The organism is Brevibacillus laterosporus (assembly GCA_007833815.1).
Taxonomy (GTDB): domain Bacteria; phylum Bacillota; class Bacilli; order Brevibacillales; family Brevibacillaceae; genus Brevibacillus_B; species Brevibacillus_B laterosporus_D.
Map to the genome: position 1 here is coordinate 1,283,691 of CP033464.1, position 20,354 is coordinate 1,304,044.

The 20,354-nt window shown below is 37.8% G+C and carries 12 protein-coding genes, 2 pseudogenes and 1 riboswitch; of the genes and pseudogenes, 13 read left to right on the top strand and 1 reads right to left on the bottom strand.

Annotated features, from left to right (window positions below; translation table 11 throughout):
• Window positions 1-95: 95 nt before the first annotated feature.
• The 9 genes and pseudogenes from EEL30_07610 to EEL30_07650 all read left to right on the top strand — a co-directional run bounded on the left by EEL30_07610 (window position 96) and on the right by EEL30_07650 (window position 8,234).
• Window positions 96-930: pseudogene (locus tag EEL30_07610) on the top strand (MFS transporter).
• A 124-nt stretch (window positions 931-1,054) separates the two neighbouring features.
• Window positions 1,055-1,528, top strand: a complete 474-nt coding sequence (ybaK, locus tag EEL30_07615) for a Cys-tRNA(Pro) deacylase (GenBank protein QDX92233.1) — start codon at window positions 1,055-1,057, stop codon at window positions 1,526-1,528.
• 410 nt (window positions 1,529-1,938) lie between these two features.
• Window positions 1,939-3,150 carry a GTP-binding protein gene (locus EEL30_07620; protein ID QDX92234.1) on the top strand — a complete coding sequence of 404 codons (1,212 nt, stop codon included), beginning with the start codon at window positions 1,939-1,941 and terminating at the stop codon, window positions 3,148-3,150.
• A gap of 43 nt (window positions 3,151-3,193) precedes the next feature.
• Complete coding sequence (gene rpmG / locus EEL30_07625) at window positions 3,194-3,343, top strand: 50S ribosomal protein L33 (protein ID QDX92235.1); 150 nt, start codon at window positions 3,194-3,196, stop codon at window positions 3,341-3,343.
• Between the two features lie 366 nt (window positions 3,344-3,709).
• A riboswitch (cobalamin riboswitch) is annotated at window positions 3,710-3,906 on the top strand.
• 156 nt (window positions 3,907-4,062) lie between these two features.
• On the top strand, window positions 4,063-4,284 hold the full coding sequence (locus tag EEL30_07630; protein ID QDX92236.1) for a hypothetical protein: 222 nt from the start codon (window positions 4,063-4,065) through the stop codon (window positions 4,282-4,284).
• Window positions 4,284-5,396, top strand: coding sequence for a citrate synthase (gene mmgD, locus EEL30_07635; protein ID QDX92237.1), 1,113 nt, complete (start codon window positions 4,284-4,286; stop codon window positions 5,394-5,396). The genes EEL30_07630 and mmgD overlap by 1 nt, the downstream gene beginning before the upstream one ends.
• A gap of 102 nt (window positions 5,397-5,498) precedes the next feature.
• Window positions 5,499-6,935: a 2-methylcitrate dehydratase gene (prpD, locus tag EEL30_07640; GenBank protein ID QDX92238.1), complete on the top strand. Its 1,437-nt coding sequence runs from the start codon at window positions 5,499-5,501 to the stop codon at window positions 6,933-6,935.
• 13 nt (window positions 6,936-6,948) lie between these two features.
• Entirely contained in the window at window positions 6,949-7,857 is a 909-nt protein-coding gene (gene prpB / locus EEL30_07645) for a methylisocitrate lyase (GenBank protein QDX92239.1), read from the top strand.
• A gap of 146 nt (window positions 7,858-8,003) precedes the next feature.
• A pseudogene (locus EEL30_07650) lies at window positions 8,004-8,234 on the top strand (CBS domain-containing protein).
• Window positions 8,235-8,532: 298 nt separating this feature from the next.
• Here the strand turns inward: EEL30_07650 and EEL30_07655 are convergent.
• Window positions 8,533-10,251: a methyl-accepting chemotaxis protein gene (locus tag EEL30_07655; protein QDX92240.1), complete on the bottom strand. Its 1,719-nt coding sequence runs from the start codon at window positions 10,249-10,251 to the stop codon at window positions 8,533-8,535.
• A gap of 633 nt (window positions 10,252-10,884) precedes the next feature.
• Here EEL30_07655 and loaP point away from each other — a divergent pair.
• The 4 genes from loaP to sbnB all read left to right on the top strand — a co-directional run bounded on the left by loaP (window position 10,885) and on the right by sbnB (window position 20,337).
• The gene (gene loaP, locus EEL30_07660) at window positions 10,885-11,442 is read left to right on the top strand and encodes an antiterminator LoaP (GenBank protein ID QDX92241.1); all 558 of its coding nucleotides are present in this window, start codon (window positions 10,885-10,887) and stop codon (window positions 11,440-11,442) included.
• A 244-nt stretch (window positions 11,443-11,686) separates the two neighbouring features.
• Complete coding sequence (locus EEL30_07665; GenBank protein QDX92242.1) at window positions 11,687-16,156, top strand: amino acid adenylation domain-containing protein; 4,470 nt, start codon at window positions 11,687-11,689, stop codon at window positions 16,154-16,156.
• A 52-nt stretch (window positions 16,157-16,208) separates the two neighbouring features.
• Entirely contained in the window at window positions 16,209-19,292 is a 3,084-nt protein-coding gene (locus EEL30_07670; GenBank protein QDX92243.1) for a cyclic peptide export ABC transporter, read from the top strand.
• Window positions 19,293-19,371: 79 nt separating this feature from the next.
• Window positions 19,372-20,337, top strand: a complete 966-nt coding sequence (sbnB, locus tag EEL30_07675) for a 2,3-diaminopropionate biosynthesis protein SbnB (protein ID QDX92244.1) — start codon at window positions 19,372-19,374, stop codon at window positions 20,335-20,337.
• The last annotated feature ends 17 nt before the right edge of the window (window positions 20,338-20,354 follow it).

A 20,354-nucleotide genomic window follows, 5' to 3' on the forward strand; every position in this document is an offset into this window, starting at 1 on the left:
TGGCATTTCCACCTTAATGAAGTAAGGTTGATAGATTGTTATAATAAAGAAAAAACCATCTTCGTAATGTTAAATGGACATGCACCTTAACGTTTGCAGGTATAGGTGCGGGTCTATACTCGCCATTAGCGTCATCAGCGGCTGTTACATTAGTTGATGCAAACCAAAGAGGCAGGGCTTTAAGTACAATCTTGCTGGGAATGAGTGCAGGAACCGTAATAGGTGTTCCTTTAGGTATATATATTTCCTCCATTTATGACTGGCGAATGACGATGTGGTTTATTGTAGTGATCGGTGCATTAGGAATAGTGGCTCTATTTTCAAAATTCCCAGTGATAAAATCGAATAGTTTACCGACACTCAAAGAAAGATTGGTTATGTTCAAAAATAAAGACATTTCACTTGTCATGATCATAACGATGATATTGAGCTTTTGTAGTTTAGGCTTATACACTTATGTAGATATCATTATCGTTGCCTATGGATTTGAGAAATCTATCATTTTTATTTGGATGTGGGGAATAGGTGGTATTGCGGGAAGCTTTGCCATTGGTTATATGATGGATTTCTATAAGAGACCTAAAGTTATATTAATGTACTTATTAATTATCATGGCTTTTATCTTTCGTACTCATGGGGATCGTTCATTTCATGGCAATTCTATTAGCTATAGTCTTGATGCTTTGGGGCGCTAGTGGCTGGGCACCATTAGCAACACAACAAAAAACACTAGTCGAAATCAGCCCGGAGCATGCTACTATTTCAATTGCCTTGCTTAGCTCTATCAATTATCTTGCTGGTTCAATTGGGACGATGACAAATGGGATATTGTTAGAACAAGGAATGAATTCTTTGACTTTGCCATACCTTACAGGTGGTATATTGGTGATTGCGATGGGCTTACAGTTTATTTTGATAGCAAGAAAGTGATGAATTGACATGATTCGATTTTAAAAAAAGCAAAAATAATATTTCATTTATAAAACATAATAGGGGCTGAAGTATTGCTGATCTGAGTTATAATAAGCTTAACCTTTATAAGGAAGTGTCATGTATGAGCAGTAAAACAAATGCTTGTCGTTTGCTTGATAAACATAAAGTTCCCTATACTGTGCATGAGTATGAGTGGGATGAGGAGAACTTAAACGCTAAACATGTTGCTGAGCAGATTGATCTACAAATAGAACAGGTGTTTAAAACGCTGGTTCTCCGTGGTGATAAGACGGGAGTTATTATGGCTTGTATCCCTGCCCATAAGGAGCTTCATTTGAAACTATTGGCAGCTGCTAGCAAGAATAAAAAGGTAGAAATGGTTCCAATGAAAGAGATACTAGAATTAACCGGATATATAAGAGGCGGTTGCTCACCTCTAGGTACGAAAAAAAATTACCCACTCTATATCGATGAATCAGCACTTACATTTAGTCTCATTAGTATTAGTGCGGGTAAAAGAGGATTACAAATTTTTATGAATGGCGCTGAATTAATTAATGTAAGTAATGCTATTCCTGTGTGCTTAACTATGTAGAACAGCCTCTCTCACTTGTTGAGTACACCTCCATAATGTCTGATTGTAAGGAAGTCTAGGTTCGTCTGCTAGTTCAAAATCAATAGTTGCCCTTCCTGTGTGCCTGTAACAGCAAAGTCTTGTTGTTACAGGTTTTTTTATTTGAGGACCAAGATAGATTAAGACACAAGACCGCTTAGGGATATACGCCTAGCATTAATAATCTGAGAGACTCCGATCAAGTAACCAACCAGATCAGCAGGCAATATAGAGAAATAAAGATTTTGTATAAATCGTAATGATTATTATTTGTGTTGACTCGTCCGTATAAGTACAGTAATATATACATATTAAATCGTAATGATTACGATTTGTGTTAAGTATGATATCTATCTTTATATAGACTTGTTAGGAAGGGAGGATAATTACATATGAGTGAAAAACGAGTTCCTGTGACTGTTTTAAGTGGTTATCTTGGAGCTGGAAAGACTTCCATCTTGAATCACGTCTTAAACAATAGAGATGGTCTTCGAGTAGCAGTCATTGTAAATGATCTGAGCGAGGTTAATATCGATGCAGATCTAATCAAGAATGGGGGAGGTATTTCTAGAACTGATGAGAAGGTTGTTGAGATGTCTAATGGCTGTATTTGCTGTACCTTGCGTGAAGATCTGTTAGTAGAAGTAGAGCGGTTAGTGAACGAAGAGCGTTATGATTATATCCTGATTGAGTCAACCGGAATAGGTGAGCCGCTACCAGTAGCGCAAACCTTTACTTATGTAGACGAAGAGAATGACATAGATCTTTCTGCTATTTGTCGGTTAGATACAATGGTTACGGTAGTAGATGCTAACCGTTTTTGGCATGACTTTTCTTCAGGAGAAAGTCTTTTGGAGCGTGGTCATGCAGTGGATGGAGAAGACACGCGTGAGATCGTTGATTTGTTGATTGACCAAATTGAGTTTTGTGATGTTTTAATTCTAAATAAATATGACATGGTCAATGAAGAAGATTTACTGCAATTGGAGCAGGTTCTTCGTAAGCTTCAGCCAACGGCAAAATTCATTCGTAGTTCTTACGGGAGGATTGATCCGAAAGAGATTCTTCATACAGGGCTCTTTGATTTTGAAAAAGCTAGTCAGTCTGCTGGTTGGTTACAAGAATTGCAAAAGCCAAGTCATACTCCAGAGACAGAAGAATACGGGATATCCTCTTTTGTGTATCGCCGAAGAATTCCGTTTCATCCTGAGAGATTATATAAATGGCTAGAAAATTGGCCTGAGGATGTGGTGAGAGCAAAAGGCTTCCTATGGGTTGCTACACGTAACGATATAGCTTTAACCATTAGTCAAGCAGGTCCGTCTATTCAATTGGAGTCAGCAGGTTATTGGGTGTCTGCTCTACCAGAAGAAGAGAAGCAGCTAACACTAGCGGAAGACCCTGAATGGGTAGAAACTTGGGACCCTCAATTCGGGGATCGTGTAAATGAAATTGTATGTATCGGGATTGGGTTAGATCAAGGTGATATTATCCGTTCTTTAGATGCTTGTCTTTTAACGAACGAAGAGATGAATGCAGATTGGAATTCCTTCACAGACCCGTTACCAACAAGTGATGTTATTGTTGAAACACTAGTAACTTAGTAACTAACTAGCAATAAAATAGTTGATAAGGAGAATTTTACAAATGAGAGTTACTATTACATTGCAATGCACGGAATCTGGCGACCGTACCTACATTACGACAAAAAATAAAAGAAACAACCCCGAACGTCTAGAGCTAATGAAATATTCTCCACGTCTAAAGAAATACACCCTTCATCGTGAAACAAAATAGCCGGAACACAAATCATAGACACTCTTTTCGCATGTAAGGGAAAAGAGTGTCTTATTTTTACTGGACATCGTTTTTATCGCATTTTTACTAGAAGAAAAGGTAGCTGGAAAAGCAAATAGCTATTAGGGACTATAGAGCGAAACATAGCGAACGTTTCCAGATCATAGTTGTCTCTACCGAAATGAGGATCAGCACTAGTTTTTTAAACAGCTCATTCACTTGCTGTTATTAGGTTATTTTTTGTTTACAGACAGTATATATATGTACTAAAAGTTCAACGTAACGATATCAAAGCAATAAAGTAAGTGGTGATATAAAAGTAATAATTGTAATTTTTCCGACTATTTGTTATGTTTAAGCTGAAAATCAAATATGTGTAGAACAGGTGTAGATAAGATTTTTTTATCTGCTTAATAGGGAAGATCGGTTAGAATCCGACGCTGTCCCGCAACTGTAATTGGGAGCTATTCGAAAAAACCACTGTTTTCAGCTTAATGAAAATGGGAAGGTTCGAATCGCGATGATCATGAGCCAGGAGACCTGCCTGTTTTAGCACACATCAGTTCCTACGAGGATAGGGGGTGTTAAGTGCGAGAGATTAAACATGTAGTATTTTTCATTTTTAACATGTTTATTTGAGTTTTTCGCACATTAACAACTTTCTTTCAGGAAGTTGTTTTTTTGCGTGTGGAACGTTTTGGGTTACAAGGAGGGATTTTTTGTTTGGAACAGTAGGTTATTTTACAAATTATTTCAAAACAACAATCATGAACAATGTAAGTCTAGAAAGTCCTCATTCGCTAGGAGTCGTTCAAGTTCGTTTAGGAAATGAAATAAAAAAACAAAAAGTTACAGAAGAAGTAAAAACAAATTATTATCGCAACCTTGAAAAGGCCTACAAGCTAATAAAAGAACATGTATTCGGAATGGAGGAAGAATAATGAACGATCTTGATAAATTTTCTCCTGGACTGGACGGTGTTGTGGCTACAGAAACAAGTATTTCCTTTCTTGATACCATACAAGGGGAAATCGTTATTCGGGGTTACGATCTTATTGAGCTATCCAAAACCTATAGTTATGTGGATATTATTCATCTTTTACTTGAGGGCAGGCTTCCAGATGAGGAAGAAAAAAAAGCTCTCGAAAATAGCATGAATCAACGATATGAACTACCCGCTACGGTATTTGAGGTTTTAAAGCTTTTACCTGAGCAAACTCATGCTATGGATGCTCTACGAACAGGCCTCTCTGTTCTTGGAGGATATGATGATGCGATTGATGATCGCTCATTGCTTGTTAATAAAGAGCGTGCGTATCAATTGTTGGGGCAGATTCCTAGTATCGTGGCAAATAGTCACCGGATTCTTACAAAGAATGCCCCCATACATCCAGATAAGAATCTACCCTATAGTGCTAACTTTTTCTATATGATTACTGGGAAAAAGCCGTCCCCGATGGAAGAAAAAATATTTGATCTTTCTCTCCTATTGTACAGTGAGCATGAAATGCCAAACTCTACGTTTACGGCAAGGGTCATTGCTTCCACACAATCGGATTTGTACGGAGCATTGACGGGAGCTGTTGCTTCCTTAAAGGGGAACCTTCATGGAGGGGCTAATGAAGCTGTCATGCATTTGCTGCTGGAAGCGGGAACAATTCCAAATTTCGAGGAGTTACTGAAAATAAAGCTGTCGAGAAAAGAAAAGATAATGGGATTTGGTCACCGGGTATATATGAAAAAAATGGACCCTAGAGCGACAATGATGAAAGAGGCATTAAAGCACCTAAGTGATATAAAACAGGACTATCTTCTGTACCGCATGTGTGAAGCGGGAGAAAGAATCATGGAAAGGGAAAAAGGCCTGTATCCGAATCTGGATTATTATGCAGCCCCTGTGTATTGGATGCTTGGTATTCCGATTCCATTGTATACTCCCATTTTTTTCGCTGCGCGAACCGTAGGAATTTGCACACATGTTCTTGAACAGCACGCACAAAATCGTCTATTTCGACCACGTGTAAAATATATAGGCGAGCGGCATGTTCTTTGAGGTAAACGAGGGAAAGCTGTGTGAGCCGGCATCGCCTACATGATGTTCTGACCAACATCATTTACCATGATAAATAATTTAGAATAGAAAGGGAAGGATACTTTGCAAAAAAATATGGAGTTAAACAAAACAGATGAGTTGATTGAGCAAATTACAGATTATGTATTACATAAAGAGATTACCAGTTCCGAAGCCTATGAGACTGCCAGATATGTCTTATTGGATACACTAGGGTGTGGAATTTTAGCATTAAACTATCCGGAATGCACAAAGCTGATGGGACCCATTGTTGCTGGGACAGTTGTTCCCCATGGTTGCAGGGTACCTGGCACACCATTTGTTCTTGATCCAGTAAGAGGAGCTTTTAATATCGGTTGCATGGTTCGTTGGCTTGATTATAATGACACATGGCTAGCGGCAGAGTGGGGACATCCATCAGATAACCTTGGAGGAATTTTAGCTGTTGCCGATTATATAAGTCGGGTTCGTATCTCGGAAGGGAAAGAGCCGCTAACCATGCATAACGTGCTGGAAGCGATGATTAAAGCCCATGAAATTCAGGGTGTGCTAGCACTAGAAAATAGCTTAAATCGTGTTGGGCTCGATCATGTATTGTTTGTAAAAATCGCTACAACAGCAGTGGTGTCACAGATGCTTGGAGGGACGCGCGAAGAAATTAACAATGCATTATCAAATGCTTGGCTTGATAACAGTAGTTTACGGACATATAGACACGCCCCGAATACTGGATCACGCAAATCGTGGGCTGCTGGCGATGCGACCAGCAGAGGGGTTCAGTTAGCGATGATGGCTCTCAAGGGAGAGATGGGCTATCCAACAGCACTTACTGCATCAGGCTGGGGATTCCAAGATGTATTATTCAATAAACAGCAGATAAAGCTGGCCCGAGCGCTGGATTCCTATGTAATGGAGAATGTGCTATTTAAGGTCTCATATCCAGCCGAATTCCATGCACAAACAGCAGCAGAATGCGCGATCCAGCTACATCCAGAAGTAATAGATCGTTTTGATATGATTGATAGCATTCAAATTACAACGCATGAATCAGCTGTTCGGATTATTGATAAGGTAGGGCCTTTGAATAATCCTGCTGATCGTGATCACTGCTTACAATATATTACTGCCATTGGCTTGATTTATGGTGATATTAGAGCTGATCACTATGAAAATGCAGTAGCAGCTGATCCAAGAATAGATTTGCTAAGAGACAAGATGATTGTTGTTGAAAATAAACAATACAGTGTTGACTACCTCGACCCGAGCAAGCGCTCGATCCCGAATGCAGTTCAGTTGCATTATAAAGATGGTTCTTCTTCAGAAAAGGTGGAGTGCGAATATCCATTAGGTCACCGCTTTCGCAGAGTAGAAGCTATCCCAAAAATTATTGAAAAATTTGTTGAGAATGTGAGTACTCATTATTCACATAACCAGGTAAATAAAATGAAAGAGGTTTGCATGAATTCAAATAGATTGACCAATATGTCTGTTACCCAATTTGTAGAATTATTTTTAATCTAGGAGGGGATGAGAAATGGCTTGGATTGTGGATCATCCGTCGTCTCAAGCTGAACTGGCAAATAAGTTCAAAGAGCTGATGAGTGCACCTGAACTTTTGCAAATCCCGGGTGCACACGATGCGATGGCTGCTCTAATTGCAAAACAGGCTGGATTTTCGGCTCTGTATTTATCGGGTGCAGCCTATACAGCCAGTTGTGGTTTACCAGACCTAGGAATCGTCACATCTACAGAGGTGGCTCAAAGAGCAAGGGAATTAATACGTGCTACAGATTTACCAGTATTGGTAGATATAGATACAGGATTTGGCGGTATCCTTAATGTTTCCCGCACTGCTAGAGAAATGCTGGAGGCTAATGTTGCTGCTGTTCAATTAGAGGACCAGCAGCTTCCTAAAAAATGCGGACACTTAAATGGAAAAAAACTTGTGACTACAGAAGAAATGATACAGAAGATTATAGCGATCAAGAAATCAGCGCCATCTATGGTCATTGTAGCTCGTACAGATGCTCGATCAGTAGAAGGCTTGGAGTCAGCAATTGAAAGGGCACTTGCTTATGTTGAAGCAGGAGCGGATGCAATATTCCCTGAAGCGCTAGAATCAGAAGAGGAGTTTCGTGCATTTTCCCAACGCATTTCCGTACCTTTGTTAGCAAACATGACTGAATTTGGAAAAACACCGTATTATACGACAGAGGAATTTACTAAGATGGGCTATCAAATGGTCATTTATCCGGTAACGTCTCTGAGAGTGGCAGCAAAAGCATACGAACGTGTTTTTCAAGTAATTAAAAAACAGGGTACACAAAAAAATGAAATTGCTAACATGCAGACCAGAAGTGAATTGTATACAGCTATTTCCTATAATGAGTTTGAAGAGTTAGATAAGGAAATAGCGAAAACGATTTTAACAAAAGAACAATAGAACAAGAGTTAAAAAGTAAAAAGCGATGAGGGGTATCTTAGCACATAATATAACGTGCAGTTGCCTAACCAATCGCTTTTTTCTTCACCATGAGCTAGTACGAACAAGTGTGCAATAAGAAAATATGGGGAAGGAGTAAGGTGGCTATGAATGATGCAGACCGCTATTCCGTCCTAAATTGGATGAAAAAAGATAGGTGGATGGTAAGGAAAGAGAGTTCCATTAGAGAAGTGATGAGGAGAATGGTCCAATTTGAGAGCACTGAGCTTCCTGTTATTGAAGAAGGGTGTTTACTGGGAGTCATAAAATTACAGGATTGTGTTAAGGGATTGGAACAAGGAATAGGTTTAGATGGCTTGATCACTCCTTTGTTATCGAACAGTTTTTATGAATTAGCCGAGAACACTCATGATTAAAATCACGAGTGTTCTCGGCTAATTCATAAAAAAATCCTCCTCACTTCAGTTCTGAGGAAGATTATCTCATCGAAATTGTGTTAAGTATAGGTGGGCAGTATTTGACGCTTACGTAACTATAGTAATAACTAATTTTTTCCTATACTTCAAGTTTTTTAAAACTGTCTAATTAAGGTTTACAGTCCAGATTGAATATTTATGTCAACAGACACCAATTGTACAGATTAACATGAACGGCTGCTCCATAATGAAGCTCCTCTTAGACTTTGAATTTGTTAAGTTGTGTTCGAAGATCAGCCACTATCTGAGACAAGATTCCGGTTGATGCAGATATTTCTTCCATGGAAACGAGCTGCTCTTGTGTCGCAGCTGATATATTTTGGGACCCAGATGAAGAATGTAATGCTGCATCATTAATAGATTGAACAGCAGACTGTATCTTCTCGGCGTCAAGTGTCATGCTATGTACCGAAGATGTCACGTTTTTGATTTGATTGGCTACTTCGTCTACCGATGTCTGTATTTCCTCAAACAATTTACCTACTTCACCGACGGCGGTCGCCCCATTTGTGACCTCATTTGTCGTTCTTTGCATGGAATGTACCGCATGGGCTGTTTCATCCTGGATAGCGTTAATCAACTCGCCTATCCTTTTGGCTGAATTAGCGGATTGTTCAGCAAGCTTACGCACTTCATCTGCAACGACAATAAAGCCGCGTCCATGTTCTCCTGCCCGAGCAGCCTCGATTGTTGCGTTTAAAGCCAGCAGATTCGTTTGTTTTCCAATTTCTGATATGACATCTACAATTTGTTCAATCTCAGAAGAGCGTTTATTCAAACCTTGAATGGCATGTTCGAGGTTTGAGATAACGCGATGTATCGATTGCATCTGGCAAACTGCAGCCTCGATAGCCTGATTTCCTTCCATTGATTTTTGAGATGCGTAACCTACGGCTTCGCCAACGGAAGCAACTTGAGAGGTGATGACAACATTCGTTTTTTGTGCCATCTTATTTAGGCTTTCAGTAGCCTCCTCAACGAGCTGTACCTGGTATTCCGTTCCTTCAGCTACCTCTTGCGCATTTGCTGCAATGTGTTCACTTGCCGTACTCGTCTGAGAGGTGCTTACATTGAGTTGTTCAGAAGATACGGTTATCTGTTGTGTTGCTTCTGCAATTTGCTTCGTAAATCCATTCAATGTGTGGAGCATGCGGTCGATTGCTTGTGCAGTTTGACCGATTTCATCTGCATAAGCATAATCAACCTTCTGTGTAAAATCTCCTTCTTCTGTCTTTTTCATCACTTCACTCACTTTTTTGAGTGGCCTGATAATCATTCTAGCAAATGCAATGCCCAAGAAAGCTCCAATCGCCATAAGCAGGATAGTAATAAAAATAAGCAGGCTTCTTGTATTGCTAGCCTCTTTCGAACTTTCTTCGCTTACTTGCTCGGCTAATTGGATGTTCAATTCGTAAAGATCATCTACTAATTTATCCATTTCCTCTAAGATAGTTAGACCTTTTGTTTTGAAAAATTCATAGGCTTCTTGGTTTTTATTATCACTTGTTAATTCCAGGGTATGTGTAACAGCATCCGTATATTTAGGATATATACTGAGCATGGAGTTAATTAGGACTTCTTCTTCCGGAGATAAACGAGTTTCTTTGTATGCGGCTAGATGTTGTTTATTTTTTTCCAATGTCTCCAGAGCTTCTTTTTCTATATTTCGGCTTTTTTGAAGATCGCTTTCGAGCATGTCTTCCAAAATTTTGACATGTAAGTACTGATTCAAAGACGCGTAGCTGCCTAATATAATGGAAGGCACTAATCGATCCTCTAATATTTGATCCGTGTTTTTGGTGATCGTGTTTAATACGTTGATGCTCATTGCATTAGCAATAGCAACAAAAAGGATTAATGAGCCAATCAATAAAGATAACTTTTTTCCTACTGAGACATTTCTCAGTTTCTCAATCATTCAGATACACCTCTTTGATGGACTAGATTTCATTTATGGCTCTGATGTGTTTTGAAACCATTAACGAAACCTTACTATGTTAGCTGACAAAATGGAGCCTCCTGACATTATTTTAATGTTTGGTCCCAGAAGAATAAAACACGGGCTTATTACGAAATAGATTTATTTAGAATAATATATAAGACTTTATTTTTTATCAATACTTTTTCTTTTTTTTTGTTTATTTAAAAAATGTTTGTCTATTATCAAAAAAGTTATTTAATAGTAACAAAATCACATTTGAATGATTCTTTTCGTAATCCGTTTGTTTTCACTTTCACGAGGGGAGACTTCTTTCTTATGGAACTGATTAAGATGTGTCCATGAAACGATACTAACTCCAAGTCTGTATAGAATATTTACTTTTAAAAACATGTTACTATATTCTCAAATTTTTGGAGGAGATAATTAATGACTTGACCGGTTTGTAATTTGTGAAGTAAAATAAAAAATACTAAATATGGTAAAATAACACATCAATCGACACAAATAGACATAGTTTTTTAAATATAAGTAACAAAAACATAGTGACGGTTACTGTCATTCCAGAAAGGTAGTTTGAGAGATAAATAAATGATATAGCTTTCACTTGGAGTGATAAAAAAGAGTAAAAGGGGATTTATTGTGAGTTGGTACGCTCTTTTTGTTGAAACCGGAAAAGAAAATGTAGTCGAAAAAATTCTTACAAATCATTTCGATCAGCACGTTTTCAGATGTCTGGTTCCTAAAAAAATTGTATCTGAAAAGAAAAACGGAGTGAGTTATGATTCTATAAAGACCTTGTTCCCCGGCTATATTTTTATTCAGACAAACATTATTTCTACGATTTATTATGATTTAATGAGCATTCCCATGACTTATTATATGGTGAATTGTGGTAAATATAAGAATGATAACTGCCAAACGTATTACTCTGAAATACCAGAAGAGGATATGAATTGGATTTTACAAATCACTGATAAAGAAGGGCTACTTTCTTATAGTGATGTCATCATTGAGGATAGGCAGGTTCAGGTGATCACTGGCCCCTTACAAGGGATGGAAGCATTCATTAAGAAAATTGATAAGAGAAAGAAACGAGCAAAAATTGAAATTGAATTATTAGGCGAAATAAAAACACTAGATGTTGGAATAAACATTTTGAGTAGATAATCTTTATTTTTAATATTTGTAATAATCAGTGAATTATGTAATAAAAGTTTCTGACAAGAATCTAATTCAGGAGATAATCGTTGTTTCGGCACGTTATCTAAGATGGAGGATCATATATGAAGGCGTAGTGCAACCGCTCTTGGACGAAAGGGCGATAGCATGTCCTTTTATAAAGAGCATTACACAGATTGTCCAGTATACATTAGACGAAAGCTAAAAAGCCGAGGTTAAAAGGGGGAACGATATGTTTTTACATTTGACTCATCCTCAGAAAAGAATATGGTACATCGAAAAAATCCATTCTAATTCTCCGTTGCATAATATTGGTGGGTGTTTAAAAATAAAAGGTCACGCCAATGTAGACTTACTGGAAAAGGCGATACAAACGGTCATTGAAAGAAATGAAGGGCTCCGGTTGAGATTTTGCGAAAGAGAAGGACAACCATATCAATATGTGAATGAATATACGGAAAAAAAGATAGATTATCTAGACTTTAGTAGAGAGGAAAACCCCTCTCTTGTTTTTGAAGAATGGGTTGAAGCTGTTTTCAAAAAATCCTTTACTATAGAAAATCATGATCTATGTTACTTTGCCGTCTATAAATTACACGAAGCTGAGTATGGAATTCTATTGAAGGTTCACCACATAATATCTGATGGTTGGTCAACTTGTCTGATTCAAAAACAACTGTGTGAGATGTACAGCTTGCTCCAGCATAATGAGCAAGTGGATGCAGGTGTGGCCTATTCCTATGTCGATTATATTGAGAAGGAAAAAGCGTATTTTCATTCGGAACGTTTTCAGAAGAATAAGATTTTTTGGAACGAAACCTTTAGTGATGTACCTGAAGCATTTCTCTATAAAAGCTTTTCTCATTTGGAAAGCCGTCGTAAATCTTATGAAATGACAGCTGACATGACGGATCAAATTAGAAGTTTCTTACAGGAGTACAGCATTTCGTTACATACATTTTTTATGGCGGTTATGCTTATTTATATCAATAAAATAACAGATCACGATGATATCGTTCTAGGTACGCCCGTTCTGAATCGAACAGATAAGAGAGACAAGAATACAGTGGGAATGTATACGAGCACGATGCCTTTCCGAAAGAAAATAAACCCCGAGCTGTCTGTGAAAGAGTTTATAAAAGAAGTCGTATATGAATTAAAGCGGTGTTTAATCAATCAAAAATATCCTTATGATCTGCTAGTTTCCGATTTGGGGTTAAACAAAAAAGGGTACGATAGTTTGTTCAAGCTATGTATTAACTATTACAATACCGAGTACCTCAAAGACGTAGAGGGAGTAATGTTAGAAGTAGATGAATACAACAGTGGAAATCAAAGTTATTCCATGCAAGTGATTGTAAAAGAGTGGCGAGATGATACCATTTCGCTTTGTTTTGATTTCAAGGTAGATGAGTATAACGATGAGGATATCTCTTCCATGTTCAAACACACTACGAATGTAGCTGAGCAAATGATTAAGAACATGGAGATGAGAATTAAGGATTTGCATGTGTGTACGACAGAAGAGTTACATGAAAAGGTATATACCTTCAATTCTACCAGGACCAACTATCCAAAAGATAAAACAATACATGGCTTATTTGAGGAACAGGCAGAATTGACTCCTGACAAAGTAGCGTTGGTGTTTGGAGAACAACAAGTTACCTACCGACAATTAGATGAAAAAGCAAGTCAATTAGCAGCTTTTTTACGTGGGAAGGGAGTTCAACAGCAAAGGATTGTTGCCATTCAAGCAACCCATTCTATTGAGCTTATAGTTGGTATTTTAGGGGTTCTCAAAACAGGAGCGGCGTATCTGCCTATTGAGCCTAATTACCCATCGGAACGAATCAATTATATGCTGAAGGATTCTGGTGCTTTCATCATGCTTACGAACCATGAGCTTGCTGATGAAATAGATTTCTCAGGAGAGATTTATCATTTCGTTCATGATGAAATATACCTCGATCCTCAAAATAATACTAGTGATAAGAGCTCACCTCATGATCTGGCTTATATGATATACACCTCTGGTTCCACAGGGCAGCCTAAGGGGGTCATGATTGAACATAATAGTCTTGTAAATTATATTTGGTGGGCACGAAAAACATATGTAGAAGAAAATGAGATATTTGCTCTCTATTCCTCCATATCCTTTGATCTTACCGTCACATCTATTTTTACCCCTCTACTCTCAGGGCATCAAATAGCTATATATCAGGATAACGGCGAGGATTTTATTTTACACAAGGTTTTTAACGATAATAAAGCAACCATTGTTAAAGTAACTCCTGCGCATTTAACGTTGATCAAGGATTTAGATAATAAAAATTCGTCTATCCAAAAGTTTATCGTCGGCGGAGAAAATTTAAAAGTAGCGATTGCTAAACAAGTGGAGGAGAGCTTTAATGGACAGATCGAAATTTATAATGAGTATGGACCTACCGAAGCAACGGTAGGCTGTATGATCTATAAATATGCAAGTGATAAAGATACGGGAGTCTCAGTTCCAATTGGATCAGCCATAGATAATACTCAGATCTATATCTTAGATAAATATTTACAACCAGTACCCACTGGAATAAAGGGAGAAATTTATATTTCAGGGGATGGAGTGGCTAAAGGCTACCTAAATCGAGAAGAGCTAACGAATGAGCGCTTTATTGATCATCCCTTTTTATCTGGAAAGAAAATGTACAAAACAGGCGATGTAGCTAAATACCTTTCGGACTCAATCATTGAATATGTAGGTAGATCCGATAATCAGGTGAAGATTAGAGGTCATAGGATTGAGCTTGGAGAGATTGAGCGATACTTACTAGAGCATTCTATGATTAAAAATGTGATTGTCATAGATAGAGAAAATGCAAAAGGTGATAAGCTGCTTTATGCCTATTTTGTAAGTGATGAGGAGATTGATGTCGCTGAACTTAAAAAATGGCTTTCCACCTACGTTCCATCCTTTATGATCCCCAATCGAATGATTAAATTGGAACAATTGCCACTTACCATCAATGGGAAATTAAACATGCATGAATTGCCATTTGATGATGAGAGTGAGCTAGAAATGATCAGCCCTAGGAATGAACGTGAAGAACAGCTTGTTAAGGTAATGGGAGAAGTGCTTGGCATTGCTGAAATAAGTATGAATGATAATTTCTACCAAATAGGTGGAGATTCAATTAAAGCCATTCAGATTTCTTCCAAGCTTAAAAATATGAATATGGAGCTTCATATAAAGGATATTTTGGAAAAAGAATTAGTAGAAGAAATAGCAGCTACTATCAAAGAGAATCATACACAGAAGATCATTGACCAAGGTGTCAGTACAGGGACAATCAATCAGACACCAATCATTCAATGGTTTTTCTCACAACAATTTGAGCAAGAAAACCATTTTAATCAATCGGTTCTGCTAGCCTGTAAAAAATCAATTGATAAGCAAATCATTGCGACTGCTATCAAAAAGCTTGTAGAGCATCATGATATGTTACGAGTACGTTGCGACCGCAATACCAAAGAATTGTTTTATCAAAACGATCATATACATGAAACAAATTATTTCGTTTATTACGATTTAACCCATGAACCTGAAGAGATGAAATTTGAAAAAATGAAAGAGCTTGGTTCTATAACAAAATCAAGCTTTCATCTGGAAGAAACCCCCTTATTCAAAGCGTGTATTTTCCAGTTGGGAGAAGAAGAGCAATACCTTTTGTTTACAGCACATCATATAGTGGTAGATGGTGTTTCATGGAGGATCCTAATAGAGGATTTCACTTCTGGAGTAGAACAGCTACAGCATCATCAAGAAATTTCACTTCCATTAAAGACACATTCTTTTGGTGAATGGGCAAGACAACTAGCTACGTATAGTCTCCATGTAACGCAAACGGATCAGGCTCTTCGTTATTGGAAGGATACCACTATACAAAGTTTCCAATTCCTTACAGATTTTGATAGGGGAATAGATGATGTGAAATCCTCATCGACTATGCAAGCCTATCTAGATGGAGCATGGATCAAGGATTTTTCCGTGTTAATTAATGATGTATATGGACTAGAGCTGTATGAAGGATTGCTGATTGGATTATTAGTAACCGTGCATCAATCAGCGAAGGAACAAGATATTGTGATTGAATTAGAGGGGCACGGAAGGGAAACCATACATGACGAAATAGATATCTCCAGGACAGTGGGTTGGTTTACTAGCATGTATCCTGCACATTTCTCGATCACAGATATGGGATTGGAACACATTATAAAACACGTAAAAGAACAGATAAGGGCAATCCCGCACAAAGGTTTTACCTATGGAGTTCTAAAATATCTGACGAAAGAACTACAGGAGGAAATAGGAAAAGGAATCAGGTTTAATTACTTGGGTCATTTCGATAATGTTTTACAAGGCGATTTTACTATGGCAGACCTTGATTGTGGAGCAGATATCGGAAGCAATAATCATCTGACCGCTCTACTAGATATAAATGTATGGATCGCCAATGGACAGCTACAAATAAATGTTACGTATAGCACCAACAGATTCAGAGAAGAAACGATCCAGCAATTTTTGAACGAATATTTGGACAGCCTTAACGAAATCCGTAATTACTGCTTGCAAAAAAATGATAAAGAATTTACTCCATCAGATTTTGAAACTGCTGATATATCTCAAGATGATTTGGACGGTTTATTTATCTAGCCGTCAAAGAAACAGCTTTTTTATACTATCACCGTTTAAGTAGGGGGAACTGATGAAAAGCGTAAACAGAGCAATAATATTGGCATTTCTCATTGTTTCATTATTTAGTATACCGATGAATGTCGTAGCTTTATCAGATAGCAAGACAACGTCGCTTTCAAATGACGAAATAGGGAAGATGGAACAATATATTGAGAATCAAATGAAAGAGGGCAAAATTCCAGGAGCATCGGTTGTTATTGTAAAAGATGATAAGACCGTGTACCAAAAGGGCTTCGGCTATGCAAACGTTGAGGAGAAAAAAGAGATTACTTCCAACACCTTGTTTGAAATTGGTTCCAATAGCAAAGCATTCACCGCTCTTGGCATACTAAAGCTTCAACAGGATGGGCTTATTGCGCTAAATGATCCTGTATCAAAATATATACCATGGTTACAAATGAACTTTAGAGAAGAAGAAGTATCTCCTACTATCCAGCAATTTCTCAACCAGACCAGCGGGGTTCCCTTTCGCACCATAGATACCATTCCAGTTTCAGATAGGGAAGACGCGCTAGAAAAAACGGTTGGAAATTTAAAAGGGATCACACTAGATTCAAAACCAGGTGACCATTTTCAGTACGCTACCATTAATTATGATGTGTTGGGCTTAATTATTGAGAAGGTAACTCAAAAGTCATTTGAAACATATATGAAGGAAAATGTTTTACAGCCACTGGAGCTAAACAATACGTACTTATTTAAAAATACCAATGCCAGCAATCAAATGGCAGATGGCTACAAGCTCCATTTTTTATCTCCTGTAAAATATGATTCTCCTCCCTATAGAGGAAATACACCAGCTGCTTATTTCATAACAAATGCGGAAGATGTGGCGAAATGGTTCAAGATTCAACTTGAAACCAGCAGTACCGGTGCATTTGATAAACAGTTGATTCAAGAGTCACATATAGCTCATAGTATGGCCGAGCCATTGTCAGACGGATCAGCCTATTCAAATGGTTGGTTTATATCTAAGAAGGATGGAGGGAAAATTTCCCACGGGGGAAATAATCCTAATTACTCTTCCTACTTCCTGCTCAAACCCGATGAGAAGCTTGGTATTGCTATATTAACCAATACGAACTCCGAGTACACCGAATCAATAGGTCGAGGTGTAGAGAGGATTCTCCATGGGAATGAGCCAGTTGTAACAGGAAGTGATTTGAATAAAAAGGCAGATAAGATGGCTATTTTTCTTATTTCCGTATTCGGCTTCCTATCCATTCTCACCGCATTTTTTGGTAGTAAAGCTGTGTATGAAGTAAGTAAGAAACAGAGAACTTTTGAAAAGAAAACACGAAAAGACTGGCTTGTTCTCCTTGCTTCCCTGGTTCTAATGATAGGCGTTACTTACTCTATCAAGCAGATACCTACCATTTTGTATGACGGGCTGTCCTGGGAGTTTATTTATGTATGGCTACCAAACTCAATAAAGCTAGCCTATCAAGTAACACTTGCCACGTTGTGGGTCGTGTATGCTTACTTTTCTTTTACTTTTTTGTTCAAAAAGAAAGATAATAAACAGTTCGTATTACTAGGATTAGTAAGCATTATTAGTGGATTGGGTAATGCTATTATTATTTTTTCCATTAATATGGCTATAGCTAAACAGAATGATTTAAATATCCTTCTATACTTTATGCTGGGAATCGTTCTGTACGTAGGCGGTCAGAGGATTGTGAGGAAAAAATTAATAGAGCTAACCAATAATATGGTTTATCTCAAAAGAATGGAGATAGTTAGGAAAATACTAAAAACCTCCTATCAGGATTTTGAGAATATTGAGAGCGGAAGAATTCAAGCAACCTTAAATAATGATACAGAAACGGTTAGCAGGTTAGTCAATTTAGTCATTACAGCTATCACTAGCTCTGCTACTCTGCTGTGCTGTTTTATTTATTTAGGTTTTATCAGTTTCTATGGGCTACTGCTATCTATCGCGATCATTACAGCGATAGCTTCTATTTATTATTTAGTCGGTATTTATGCCAATCGAATAGGAGAACGCTCTCGCGATATTCAAAATACATTCTTTTCATTTATTGACGATTTAACAGGAGGATTCAAAGAGTTATCTTTACATGAAAAGAAGAAAGAACATTTTGTATCAGCCATGCAGCATAGTTGTAATGATTACAGAATCATGCGTGGCAAAGCTACAATGGCTTTTGCAAATATGTTTGTCGTTGGCGAACTATTATTTACGTTAGCGATTGGAGCAGTTGCTTTCCTGTTCCCTCTTGTATTTAAAGAGATTGGTACTGCTACTTTAACAAGCTACATTTTTGTTCTTCTATATATGACAGGACCAGTTCATGGAATACTAGATACAGTGCCCAACCTGATAGATGTCAAAATCAGTTGGAAACGAATTAATCATTTAATAAGCCAGTTGTCTTCATTGGAGCTTAGAGAGGTTGATCCTTCACAAATAAGCTCGCACAATAATGTGGAAGTTTTCCTGAAAGGCGTAGAGTATGAGTATACCAATTCTCAGGATAGTGTCTTTAAAGTAGGCCCAATCAACTATCAATTCAAGTCAGGTGAAGTCATTTTTATCACAGGTGGAAATGGTAGCGGGAAATCAACCTTGGCAAAGCTAATTACCGGCTTGTATTCCCCAACTAACGGACACATCACATTGAATGGAAGGATGATTGAAGCAAGGGAATTAAGCCAATACTACAGTGCCATATTCAGTGATTTTCATTTGTTTGAAAAGCTGTATGGAATTGATTGTGAATGTAAGGAAGCAGAGATACAAGAGTACTTAAAAATCTTGCAAATGGATAGCAAGGTACAAATAGAAGACGGAAAATTCACAACAATAAATGTATCAACTGGTCAGAAAAAGAGGCTGGCACTGCTTATTAGTTATTTGGAGGATAAGCCCATTTACTTATTTGATGAGTGGGCAGCAGATCAGGATCCAGAGTTCAGAAAATTCTTTTACAACGTTCTTTTGCCGGACTTAAAGGGCAGAGGGAAATGTGTCATCGCCATTACTCACGATGATTATTATTTTGGCCTGGCAGATAAAACGCTGCGTATGGAGTTTGGACAATGTAAGAGTAATGAATTTTTACCAGTGTAATGATTATGTAGAAGCACATGTTTGAATGGGATAAAGGATAGCATTAGCAACCATTTACTGAAAAAAAGGAGATATGTATATGTTGTATATGAATGAAAGTGATATAAAATCTATTGGGTTTCAGTGGAATGAAATCGTTCAAGTAATTGAAAATGCAGTTCACTGTCTAGCAGAAAATGATTATGCCCAACCCATCAAACCGTACTTACGATATGGTGAGCCGCAAAACAGAATCATTGCAATGCCTGCGTATGTAGGGGGAGAAATTAATCAAGCCGGAATTAAATGGATTGCTAGTTTTCCAAAAAATATCGAGAAAAATATTCCAAGGGCGCATAGTGTTGTTATTTTAAACGATGCTGCTACAGGTGAGCCCCATGCCATTATCAATACAGCATTACTAAGTATTCTGCGTACGGCAGGTGTCACTGGCTCTATCATAAAGGCTTATAGCAAAGGTAGAGAACTGGATCGGCTTAAAGTAGGTATCATCGGCTGGGGACCGATTGGTCAGCATCACTTTAAAATGGTAACAGAGCTGTTGAAAGACAAAATAGACAGCATTGCTTTATATGATTTACGCCCCATTAATAAGGATGAAATTGAATATGAACATAAAGATCACATACACGTGTGTGCAAGCTGGGAGGAAGCCTACAAGGATGCAGATATCTTCATTACATGCACGGTATCTAAAGAAGCATATATTGACCAAGAGCCGAAGAAAGGGTCTTTACAGCTTAATGTTTCTCTTAGAGATTACAAGACGGATATTTTTGAGTATGTCCAGAATGGGATCATTGTAGATGACTGGGAAGAGGTATGTAGAGAAAATACTGGCATAGAAATGATGGCTTTGGAAAAGGGCTTAAAAAAGGAAGCTACTCAATCTATTGTGGACGTTATCTGCAAGAATGGCATGCAAAAATTCGATAAAGATCAAGTAATCATGTTTAATCCAATGGGAATGGCAATTTTTGATATTGCTGTAGGTAGTTACTACTATGACAAGGCCAAGTCATTGCAAGTAGGCACAAAACTATAACCCTTCGTCACAAAAAT

Bases quoted from the DNA above. Each gene is read 5' to 3' on its own strand.
- ybaK (QDX92233.1), top strand. From the start codon at position 1,055: ATGAGCAGTAAAACAAATGCTTGTCGTTTGCTTGATAAACATAAAGTT.
- EEL30_07620 (QDX92234.1), top strand. From the start codon at position 1,939: ATGAGTGAAAAACGAGTTCCTGTGACTGTTTTAAGTGGTTATCTTGGA.
- rpmG (QDX92235.1), top strand. From the start codon at position 3,194: ATGAGAGTTACTATTACATTGCAATGCACGGAATCTGGCGACCGTACC.
- mmgD (QDX92237.1), top strand. From the start codon at position 4,284: ATGAACGATCTTGATAAATTTTCTCCTGGACTGGACGGTGTTGTGGCT.
- prpB (QDX92239.1), top strand. From the start codon at position 6,949: ATGGCTTGGATTGTGGATCATCCGTCGTCTCAAGCTGAACTGGCAAAT.
- EEL30_07655 (QDX92240.1), bottom strand. From the start codon at position 10,251: ATGATTGAGAAACTGAGAAATGTCTCAGTAGGAAAAAAGTTATCTTTA.
- EEL30_07665 (QDX92242.1), top strand. From the start codon at position 11,687: ATGTTTTTACATTTGACTCATCCTCAGAAAAGAATATGGTACATCGAA.
- EEL30_07670 (QDX92243.1), top strand. From the start codon at position 16,209: ATGAAAAGCGTAAACAGAGCAATAATATTGGCATTTCTCATTGTTTCA.
- sbnB (QDX92244.1), top strand. From the start codon at position 19,372: ATGTTGTATATGAATGAAAGTGATATAAAATCTATTGGGTTTCAGTGG.